Source organism: Rhodopirellula sp. P2, from assembly GCF_028768465.1.
Lineage (GTDB): Bacteria > Planctomycetota > Planctomycetia > Pirellulales > Pirellulaceae > Rhodopirellula.
On record NZ_CP118225.1, the window covers coordinates 5,677,519 to 5,690,517 of the forward strand.

Annotated in this window: 1 protein-coding gene (only partly in view); it reads left to right on the forward strand. The window is 56.6% G+C overall.

Annotated features, from left to right (window positions below; translation table 11 throughout):
* Positions 1-12,999: the beginning of a LamG-like jellyroll fold domain-containing protein gene (locus PSR62_RS20030; RefSeq protein ID WP_274404770.1), read on the forward strand. It continues 16,218 nt past the right edge of the window; only the first 12,999 of its 29,217 coding nucleotides appear in the window; its start codon is at positions 1-3; the stop codon falls past the right edge of the window.

Here is a 12,999-nt window from a genome sequence, read left to right on the forward strand (position 1 = left end):
ATGCAAACTAACGATTCTGAAGACAAAGCGATGGGCAAACGCGATTTTCATTTCTTCCAACTGGAAGACCGTGTCTTGCTCTCCGGCGAAGGCCTGGATGCGATCGACGTTATCGCACCGGATGCCGAACTGCTGGAATCAATCAATGCGGAACTCGACGCCATCGATGCTGCGCTGGATGACATGGAGGTGGGGGATGTGACCCCCGATGGTGAAGCCCGCCGGATCAAAGACGAACCAGACTTCTACGATCCGGCGGACGGTCCGATCGTCATGGACCCGGCGCGTCCGATCGAAGTCATCTTCATTGACGAAGGTGTGCAAGACAGCGACACACTGATTCAAAATCTTCGCGATCAAAGTGAAGACTCTCAGTGGATGATCGTGCGACTGTCGTCAGATCAAAGTGGGATCGATCAGATCAGCGACACACTGGCGACGTTGCAGGGTGTGGATGCCATCCATTTGGTGTCACACGGTGACGGACAAGGCATCCAACTCGGAAGCGATCGTCTCAGCATTGACTCGGCCCCATCGTTTGCCGGCGACATTGCGAGCTGGGGACATTCCCTGGACACGCAAGCTGACTTGTTGATCTATGGGTGTGACCTCGCCAGCACCACCGAGGGGCAAGACCTGATCGAGATGCTGGCGCTGGTTTGCAATTGCGACGTCGCCGCCAGTGACGACGCGACCGGGCATGCCGACTTGGGTGGTGACTGGATCCTTGAGTACTCCGTGGGTGACGTGACGACAGACGTTGCGTTCGGATACGCGGCACAGGCATCGTGGTATGACACGCTGGCGACGATCACGGTAACGACCACCGAAGACGAGAACGATGGAACCACGTCGAGCATCGCCGCGCTTGAAGGAACTCCGGGTGGAACCGGTATCTCACTTCGCGAGGCGATCATTGCGGCCAACAACACGGTCGGCGCTGACACGATTGTTCTAGGAGCGGGCACCTACGTTCTGGACATCACAGGACAGTTTGAAAACGCGTCCGCCACGGGCGATTTGGATGTCACCAGTCAGATCACAATCACCGGTGACGGCCTTGGAACGACCATTCTCGATGCATCCTCTCTCGGCGATCGCATTTTCTTCGTCACGAACGCGGGCAATCTGACGATCAGCGACATGACGTTGACGGGCGCGTCGTCAGGTACAGAAGAAGGAGCAGCCGTTTACAACGAGGGCCAGTTTACCGCGACTGATGTGGCCTTCACCAACAACACCGTCGGCAATGTCGGCGGCGGAGCGATCTATTCCCGGGGAACGACCACGCTCGATCGAACCTCGTTCATCGGGAACACCAGTGAAGCCAGTGGTGGTGCGATACACGTTTACAACGGAACCACCACGATCACCAACTCGACGATCAGCGGCAACACCGCCGAATTCTACGGCGGTGGGATCTACGCTGAGAATGCAGGAAGCACCGTGAACATCGTGCATTCGACAATCGCCGATAACAACGTGCTGAATGCGAACGGCTATGGTGGCGGTGTCTATGTATCGTCTGCAACGGTCAACGCGGAGGCCTCCATCTTCGCTGACAACACATCCAACCTGGGCGGCCATGACATCCACGGCACAATAGTCAGCGGCGGCTACAACATCATCGAGCACAACACCGGTGTCACGGGTACCGTCGGGACTGACATCCTGGGCAGCGATCCTGCGCTAGCCGCGTTGAGCGTGGATGCCACATCGGGGCAATCCGTCCATGCGATCGACAGCGGCAGCATTGCTTACAACGCAGCGATGGGTTCCACCACGGTCGAAGATCAGCGCGGCGTCACACGCGACGGAACACCTGATATCGGTGCCTACGAGCACGTCGATGCGCCCGAATTGCTGGCACACTACAAATTCGATTCTGGTTCCGACGCGACTGACAGCAGCGGAAATGGTCTCGACGGCATCCTTCAAGGTGACGCGTCGGTCGACATAACGACTGGAACCAACCAAGTCGGCGACGGAAAGCTGACCCTCGATGGAACGGACGCCTACGTGGACCTCTCGGCAAACGTCAGTAGTTTTTCGGGTTTGAACGAAGGCACCGTGTCGGCGTGGGTCAAACTTTCCACGTCAGGATTTTCAACCATTTTCGACATGAGCGACGGTACGAGCAGCAACTTCGCCACGTTATGGGTCGAAAACGGAAATTTGATTTGGGCGGTCAGTGCGGGCGGCTCACCGGCCATGCGTGCGAGCTCGACCGCGACGATCAACGACGACACTTGGCATCATGTGGCACTCACCACCGATGGAGGTGGCACCAGCCTGTTCATCGATGGGGTCGAACTGACCGGTGGGGATGTGACCTATTCGCAAGGCGATGCCAGCACAACCGTGTTCTTCGACGATTTGGTAGGCGCGTCCTCGGTGAAAATCGGTGCGTATGATATCGGTGCCATTGGCGGCGAATTCACAGGTTTGATCGATGACGTGCGAGTGTACAACTACGCGGTCAACGACTCAGACATGACCGAGCTCTACAACTCTCAATCTGGTATCCCATACGATCTGGCTGCCAACGCATCCAACCATGGCGGTCTGAACATCAACGATGACGGCGGCAACGATGTGTATCTGCTCGCCGATGACGGAAGCGAGATTCTCGGCGGCCTGGATTCACTGAGTTACGAGGTTCAGTTCGAAAGCACTGACCCTGGCGGAGGTGTCCCACTGCTGTCCTACGCCACCAGCTCAACCAGCAACGAAGTGCTCTTCTACATTACGACCACAGGAGATTTGCAACTTACCATCGGTAATACGAGTGCGTACTCGGATGCAATGGACTACCGAAACCTTCTTGATGGCCAAACGCATAGCATGGGATTCACCTGGGACGGTGGAACCGGCGAATGGGTTTTCTATGTCGATGGTGAAGTCGCCGATAGCCGCGTGCTCGCCGGAGATCCGCTCTTGCAACAAAGCCACGTCATCGCCAGCGGCGGTGAGCTCGTCTTCGGCCAAGAACAAGACTCGGTGGAAGGCACATTCCAGACCGACCAGACGTTCAGCGGCACACTGTTCAACGCCCGAGTTTTTGGCGATGCCCGCACCAGCGCCGAGATGCAACAAGGCTATCAAGGTGAAGTGCCGTTTGACCAATCGGGCTTGCTGGCTCAGTGGAATTTCAATGACCTTTCCGCCAACGGTGTTATCACCGAGTCCGTCAGTGGCAACAATTTGACGGTCAAGCACACCAACGAAAGTGGATTCAGCAACAGCGAAGCGGCACTCACCTTCGCGATTGACGAAAACACACTCAACGGAAGTGTGGTGGGCAGTGTCACCGCCGTTGACGCCGAACGGGAAGCACAGATCGCCTCGTTGCTGGCGGCCAATTCAAATCTGACCTACAGCGTCGAGACAGGCAAGTTCTATGAGGTCGTGACGACCGACACGGATTGGACGGTTGCGCGGTCCAATGCGCTCGCAGCATCGCTCAGCGGTATCAATGGCCAATTAGCAACCGTCCGCAACGCCGCCGAACAAGAAATCGTCGCCGGTTTAACCTCCACCGCTGGGATCGAACTATGGCTCGGCGGTACAGATAGACTCAGCGAAGGTCAATGGTACTGGGAGCAATCGGGTAGCAGTACCGATCTGTTTTGGACGGGTGGTGTCGACGGTTACGCACCTGACGGCATGTACCAGAATTGGATTGATGGGGCTGAGCCTAACAACTTCGGCGGAAACCAGGAGTACCTGGTGATGCGTCCAGACGGCAACTGGGACGACGAAATCAATGATGGGGATGGCGTCAATGGCTACATCGTCGAGTGGAATGCTGACGATGTTCTGGATGCAACCGATGCCCTGACCTACGCGATCAATTCGCAAACAGTGGCCGGCGCTTTCACAATCGACAGCAGCACAGGCATAATCACAGTTGCTGACGGATCGCTGCTGGACTACGAAACCAATGCATCTCATGCATTGACCATCCGTGTGACCGACGTCGACTCGAATACTTATGACGAAGTCTTCACTGTTTCGTTGAACGACCTGATCGATTCCAACGACGCGCCGAGCGACCTGTCCAGCGGTATCGAACTGAATACCGATGGCGGCAATGACAGCTATCTCTATCTGACCGATGGTCGCCCCGTCCTTGGCGACATGACTCAACTGACCGTGGAATCGACATTCCAAATCGACTCGGTTCCGAGTGGTTACATTCCGATCATAGATTATCAAGAGGGTGGAATTGAGACGGAGTTCGGAGTCGCGATCAACCCCGATGGCTCGCTGCAGATTGTAATCGCGAATACTTCCCGGCAGACGGCGGGAACCTACACTCAGTTACTCGATGGTGAACAACATCACATCGCGGTCTCGTGGGACAACACCAACGGGGATGTTCGATTCTACATTGACGGGCAGTACGCGGAAGCTCTCACCGGCCTGGAAACCGGGCATCAGCTTCATGACGCCTCGGCAACGCAATTGCTTCTCGGCCAAGATGCCGATGACGCCGGGGATGTTTACTCCGCGAACATCTTTAGCGGCACGTTGCATGATGTTCGGGTGTGGAGCGAAGTCCGAAGCGAGTCCGAGATCGAACTGAACTATCAAGCCAAATTCGACAGCGGCAACTTGCCCAGCCACCTGGTCGCCAATTGGCAGATGAATGGCTTCAACGGGTCCAGCGAAGTCGTTGATGTCGTCAGCGGAAACAACCTAAGCGTCGGTCACGCGGTTGGTGCCGGCTTCACCGCCAGCACTCCTGTCGAAGACTTGCACATTGCCGAAAACAGTGCTGATGGAGCATCCGTTGGGTATATCCTGCCAACCGATCCAGATTCGATCAGCGATGTCGTTGACGACGGCTTGTTTTTGGAAGCGAGCGACCCTGGCTCGTTCACTCGTTACACCACCGCTGATCCGCTAGGACATTGGACGGTTGAAAGCGGCAACGTCGATCTTCTGGGATCCGTGGTTCCCGAAACAGAGAATGGCGGGCGAGCTCTCGAACTGAACGGTGACACGACCGGGGTGATCAAACAATCGCTGACCACAGTTGCTGGCCAACAATACCAACTCACCTTCGAAGCCGGAGGAAACTTCAGCGGCGGTCAGGACCATGTCGACTTCCGGGTCAGTGCAGCTGGAACATCACGCGACATCGCCATTTCCCAGCCCGATGGCTGGTCGTTTTCCAACGGACAGTCCAACCGCTACACACTGACGTTCACCGCCACGTCCGACACAACCGTCTTGCGATTCGAATCCCTTGAGTCCGGTGCGTACGGAGCAGTCCTCGCAGAAATCCAAGTGCTGGAAACACCGCCAGCCGTTTCGAGCATCCTGAACAACGACCCGACGCTTTCCTATGACGCGGCGACGAACAAGTTCTATCGACACGTTTCAACAGCCGATCAGTTTTCCACCGCGATTGCCAATGCACAGGCTTCGTCGATCAATGGGATCGGTGGCCAGCTTGTGACGGTCCGTTCGGCGTACGAGAACAGTCTGGTTCAGTCCATGCTCAGTGGTGACGCATGGTTGGGCGGTTCGGATCAAACCACCGAAGGCGATTGGCGATGGCTCGACGGCAGCAACGATGGCGATGCGTTTTGGTCCGGTGGAAGCGGCGGCAGCCAAGTCAGCGGCGCGTACTCGAATTTCTACACGCCCGTCGAACCCGACAATGACACTAGTCTGAACGCAGCGGGAGAAGATGCAGTCGCAATTGCATCGGTCTCCGGTGAATGGTACGACTGGGCCGATGACTCCTCCGCAACGCTTGAGTACGTGATCGAATGGGACGCTAGCGAAGTGCTGTCCAACTTCACGTTCACGCTGACCGATGACGCGGATGGCCGGTTTGAGATCGACAGCAACACGGGTGAGATCACCCTCGGTAGCAACGCCAATCTGGACTACGAAATCGCAGCCTCGCACGACATCAGCGTGCAGGTCACCGATGCCGCTGGCAACAGCTACACCGAAACGATGACCATCTCGGTGGATGATCAGAGCGATATCTTCCACGACCTGACCGACGGAAATGATGATGGCATCATCACTGGCACAGGCGGCGGAAACATCATTTATGGTGGCAACGCGGATGGTTCGGCGGACGGTGGTGCAGTGATCAGCGACACCATCCATGCCGGAAGCGGCAATGACACGATCTACGGTGGTGACGGAAACGACGACATCGACGCCGACGACACAACGGTTGCCGACATGTTGGCTGCAGATCCGTCGCTCGTTTACAACGAATCGACTGGCAAGTTCTATAAGCTTGTCTCTGGCACCACTGATTGGGACAGCGCCAAAGAAGCAGCCGAATCGTTCAGCGTGCTCGGGCAATCGGGTCGCTTGGTGCAAATCGGCACCGCGGCCGAAAACGCTTACGTGCAATCGTTGGCCGGTGGAGCAACGATCTGGTTGGGTGCCAGCGACACGGGGCACCAGGACGCTTTCGTGTGGAACGATGGAACACCAATCAGTTACGAGAACTTCGTATCGGGTGATCCCAACGGCGCTCAAAACGAGGACGCTTTGATCCTGAACGCGGATGGCACTTGGAGTGACGCTTCTGAAGTGCTGTCTCACGCGTACGTGATCGAGATCCTTCCTGAGCACATGGACGACGTCATCACGGGCGGATCCGGTGACGATGTGATCGAGGGCGGCATCGGTCGCGATGTGGCTGTCTTCACCGGGCCAGCATCCGACTACACCATCACCGACAACATGGATGGGACATGGACGGTCACGGACAGCAACACGCCGCGTGATGGTAGCGACACGTTGTCGGGCGTCGAACAGTTTCGCTTCAGCGACCAAACTTTCGAAACCGCCAACGGCAGCTTCAATTCGGCCCCCACCGACATCGACTTGGTCACGCCCGGCGACGATTTGATTGCCCAGCCGATCGAAAACCTGCAGACGTACACCGGTTACAGCAACATCTTCAGTGAAGTCGTTCCCAAGAGCGATGGCGGATACGTGTTGCTGTACACGAACTACGACTACAACTCAGGCTGGGACATCATGACCCAGCACTACGACAGCGATGGCGTGGCGGTTGGCGAGCCCGACATCATGAGCCGGCAAATCCTGACCTACAGCGATCTTGAATTTGATGTCGCTACGTTGGAAGACGGAACTCACGTCGTCACCTGGTATGACAACGCTTACGAAATTCGCGCTCAGCGTTTCGATGCCGACTTCAACGAGCTCGATGATGCCTTCACGGTCAACACAACGGGAACCTATTACCAGTATTACGCCGATGTGGCATCCACCGGTGATGGCGGGTTTGTGATCACATGGCGTAGCCAGGTGGACGAAGACAGCAATGGCTATGCTGACTACGCCGACGTGTTTGCACAGAAATACGATTCGACAGGCACTGCCGTCGGTGTCGAAATACATGCGACCACGCAAACGGGCAACCAATACCAACCCGCGGTGGCTGGATTCGCGGATGGCAGCTTTCTGTTGACATGGCGGAGCGACAACACCGCCGATGACGGATCCGGCCCCGCAATCATGGGCCGGTTCTACAATGCCGACGCAACTGCCAACGGGACGGAGTTCCTTGTCAACACGACAACCAGCGGGACTCAGCATTCCGCCGAAATGGTTCAATTGGATGCCGACCGCATTCTGGTGACCTACGAATCTTCCGACGGCAGTGGTTACGGCATCTACGGGAAGATCTACAACGTGAACGGAACCGTCGAAAAAGACGAGTTCATCCTGAACACTTCCACGGTCGGCAATCAAGCTCAACACCAAGTCATTTCGCTTGACGATGGCGGCTTCCTCGTCACCTTCACATCCGATGACTCAGGAACAAACGGCCGAATCCTGGCTGCCCGTTACGACAACGCCGGAAATATGGTCGGCAACGAGTTTGCCGTCAGCACAGAAGCTGTCGACTATCAACAGCTGTTTCCCAGCCTCGCCCAACTCGAGAACGGTGAAATCGTTTTCGCATGGGAAAAGACCAGCAACTACTCCGAAGCCACCGAAACGAACGACAAAGTATTCCGTCGACACTTCGATGTAGATGGAACTCCCGAATCCGACATTTTAGAAACCGAAACGTTCGCTCAGGTCGGCAATCTCTTCCCTCACGTCACAGCACTCGCCGGTGGTGGCCACATCACACTCTGGCACAACTACGGATTCGAAGCCACAGGTGGGAATTCGGCTGGGATCATTGCTCAGATCTACGACGAGGCGGGCGATCCTGTCGGTGCCAAGTTTGTGCTGAACACTGAAACAGCAACCAGCGACCTTTATCCAGCCGTGGAAGCCTTGCCGGGCGGCGGGTTTGTTGCCGCTTGGACGACCACCAATGATGGCAACAGCTACGGAGTGATGGTCGCTCGTTACGACAGTTCCGGTACGCTGATCGGAAGCGAACAACTGGCCAACACCTTTACCGATTCCGTACAACAAACGCCCGACATCGCGGTGGCCGATGATGGCAGCTTCGTTGTCACCTACATGAGTGCGCAGTTTGACAGCGTCGCGAACTCCTACGAGCAACTCTTCCAACGCTTCGACGCCGCGGGCAACAAGGTCGGCGTCGAGACGATGGTCAACCAGAATGTTGCGGGTGTCCAATACCACGGTGAAGTGAGCTATGGCACGGATGGTAAGTTCCTAGTCGCGTGGGGCGATTCCACCGGCGACAGCAGCGGTTGGGGCGTGAAGGCACGACTGTTCAATGCCGATGGTACGCCGGCGGATGACGAATTTGTTGTCAACACCAGTGAGTACAGTTCGCAACTTCATCCCTCCGTCGTCACCCTCTCCAGCGGCAAGTACGCCGTGGCGTGGCAAAGCAGTGGCACCGATGGGAGTCGATACGGCGTCTACGCTCAAATATTGGAAGCCGATGGGACGCCCAGCGGAAGCGAATTTCTACTCTCACAAATCACCGCCGGGGACCAGGACTCCGTCAAACTTCAATCACTCAGCACCGGAGGTTTCGCTGCCACATGGATCGGCAGCGGGGAAGGTCAAAGCGCCGCGATCTGGGGCCGAACGTTCGACGCCACGGGAACCGCGACCAGCGATGAGTTCCGCGTCAGCGACACTTCTGATGGATGGAATGTTGCACCGAGTCTGACCGAACGCGCCGACGGCTCGCTCATCTTTGCTTGGACCACCTACGACCGCGAAATGGGAAGCGTTGTCCAGCAACGCGTCTACACACAAGGCCTCGTCGACAGCACCGAGACCGGTGCGATCATCGGCAAGTTCACCACGACCGACCCGGACGCCGCCGACACGCACACCTACGAAATCGTCGCATCGGACACCAATGACTTTGAGATCGTCGAAGGTCACCTGAAAGTCAAAGCGGGGGCAGCTTTCGACGCTGAAAACGATCCTCCTCGAAGTGTGACGATCCGTGTCACCGATAGCGTTGGCAACACCTACGACGAAGTCTTCGTCATCAATCCCAAGCCGACCAATTTCGCCCCCACTGACGTCGTCCTCGACACGAACACGATCGCCGAAAACTCCGACTCCGGAACCATCGTCGGCACGGTCACCGTCACGGACCCCAATGCTGGCGATTCCCACACCTTCGATCTCAGTGACGACGCCGACGGTCGATTCTCGATCGATCCCAACACGGGTGTCATCACCGTCGACGACGGAACTCAGCTCGACTTTGAAATCGCAAGTTCGCATGACGTCACAGTCATGGTCACCGACGGTGGCAGTTTGGTCTACAGCGAAGTGGTCACGATCAACCTGACCGACGCTCTCGATGCACCAACCATCATCATCCCTGACGACCAAACGACTGACGAAGACACGACTTTGGTCTTCAGCGCCGGAAACAACAATCAAATTCTGATCAGCGATGATGCGAGTGACATCATCCGGGTGACGATCGCTGTCGACAACGGCACGTTGACACTCAGCCAAACCACCGGACTGACGTTGGTTGCAGGTGCCAATGGCAGTGGCACCATGACGATGCACGGGACGACCAGCAACATCAACGACGCTCTCGATGGTTTGCAATACAGTCCTCTGACGAATGTCAACGGCGTCGACACGCTGACCATTTCGACGACCGACGAGACGATTTATCAATTGAACATTCGTGGCGATCTGGATGGTTACTACACCTTCAGCGCCAGCGATGCAGGAATCGATTCCAGCCCAACGGGTTTGAACGACGGTTCGCTGGAAGGCAATGCATTCATTGACAGTGACCCTGTTCACGGAGACGTTTTGTCACTCGACGGTGACGGTGATTACGTGTTGATCAACACGTTGCTGGACGAACCGACCGATGTCACATTGGCGGCATGGGTCAACCTGACCACCGCGGATACAAACGGTTCGAGCATCATTCAGATCAGCAGCAGTCTCGGTTTTCGACTGGACAATGCCTCTGGCCAATTGGTCGCGTTCTTTGACGACGGGTCGGGCACGCAATCCATCACGTTCTCTGCGACAGTCGCAGGAACCGGATGGCGACACGTTGCGTTCACATTCGACGATGCAGCCGACACCGCCAAGCTGTATCTCGATGGTGCTGAAGTTGCGACCAAAACCATCACGGAATCGATCAATTACACCGGCAGCGAAACCCGCATTGGCGGATTGTCACCCGACGGCTACGACTTCCACGGTTTCATGGACGATGTGCGTGTCTACAACACTGCACTGACCGCCACCGACATCACTGACTTGGCCAGCGTCCCCGGTGCTTCAAGCGATAGTGATTCCGTCGACATCACGGTGAATGCCGTCAACGACGCGCCGGTGATGTCTCCCTGGACACCGACATACAACACGACCGAGAACTCCAGCGCATTTATGGCAAACGTCTCCGCCATGCTGAATACAAGCGTCAGCGACGTTGACGCCGGAGCCGTCGAAGGAATCGCGGTCTACGGTCAGTCCGGAAACGCGGGAACGCTTGAATACAGCACCAATGGCGGCAGTTCATGGCAGACGTTCGATTCGTTGTCTGAGACCAACGCGACGTTGCTGCGGGCGACGGATTTGTTCCGTTTCACTCCCGACGGTGAAAACGGCGGCACGATGACGTTGGACTATTACGCCTGGGATCAAACCGCAGAAACCGCTGGGCCCGGCGCCAACGTGACCACACGCGGCGGTGCGACGGCGTTCAGCACAGTCGACGATACGGTGACGATCAATGTGACCGATATCAACGACGAACAAACCGTTTCGACCAATAACGGCGCGACGTTCTTTGAAGGATCGTCTTTCAACGTCATCAACTCCACGATGCTGGAAACCACGGATGTCGACAACAACCCCGCTGAATTACTTTACACGGTAACGGGAAACCCGAGTTTCGGGCAGCTCATGATGGACGGCATGGGAACCGCCTCGTTCACACAAGCTGACATCAACGCCGGCCGGGTCTATTACGACCACGACGGCAGTGAAGACTTTTCGGACAGTTTCTCGTTCAGCGTTGATGACGGGTCCGGCACGGCATCGACGGGTTCGTTCAACATCACGTTGACCCCAGTCAATGACAACGTTGTCACGATCACCAGCGATGGTGGTGGGGCAACCGCCAGCATCAACGTGGATGAAACCGTGTCCTTCGTGACTCAGGTCACCGTCAGCGATGGCGACTTGCCGGGCGACACGATGACGTATTCGATCATCGGCGGAACCGACCAAAACGATTTCGCGATCGACGCCTCAGGCAATTTGACGTTTGTCAGCCCACCTGACTACGAAAACGCGGATGACAGCGATCTGGACAACGTGTACGAGGTCACGGTCCAGGTCAGCGATGGACTCTACACCGACAACCAGACAATCACGGTCACCGTGCTGGACGTGCAAAGCACCACGCTGAACGTCACCACCACCTCCGATGTCGACGACACCGGATTGGGTGCCAGCTACACGATCGAGGAACTGCACGCCGTTGGCGGCGGTACCGATGGTGAAATCTCGCTTCGTGAAGCGATCATAGCCGCCAACAACACGCTCGGCCAAGACACCATCAACTTTGCGATTCTGGACACCGATTCGGGGTACACCGGAACGGCGGGAACCGATGCGTACTGGCAAATTTCGCTCACCGCTGCGCTGCCGACGATCACCGAATCCGTCATCCTCGACGGAACCTCACAAACGGTCTTTGGCGCGAACGTCAACCCGGGCACACTTGGTGAGGTGACCGAGGCAGGCACGAACGGCCAAGCCATCAGCGACGTCCAGCGCCCTGAAATCGCAATCGTGGGCGCAGCCGGTTTCAGTGGGATTGTCGTGGGTGCCGATACGGTGACGGTGCAAGGATTCTCGATGTACGGATTCACTTCCGATGCCGCCATCCACATCGAAGATGCTGCCCTGGACACCGTGATCAAATCGAACGTCTTTGGGGTGGCTCCCACCGGGATCGTCGATCCCGGTGCCGCACTGAACAACTTCAACCATGTCGAATCAGTGGGCGCGGACAACGGTACGCTGTCCAACAATATCTTTGCGTATTCCAAAGCGACGGGATTCCACGCCAGCAATGGGTCCGACAATTGGACGGTCTCCGGCAACCAGTTCATCAACAGCGGATACAACTACAGCAACGGTGACGCGATCGCAATGAACGCATCGACTGGCGGCACCATCGATGGCAACTACTTCACCGGCAGTTCCACGCAAGCCATCATCCTATCGGGATCCTCCAGCGGCATCTCGATCAGTAACAACACAGTCGTCGGCAACGCCGTCGGCCCCATCACCGGTTCGCACGTGCAGTACGATGCCATCGCACTGCGAAGCGGCACCCACAACATCTCGCTAATCCACAACATCATTGCCGACAACTACGGCGCTGGAATTTTGGTCAACGATGGTGCCTATGCCATTGAGATCACCGAAAACTCGATCGACGGCAACGGCACCATCCTGTCTCGGCAAGGTGACGCTGCCAGCGGAATTGTTGGCATCGATTTGCAGGGTTCGGGCGACGACGTCAATGTCGGCACA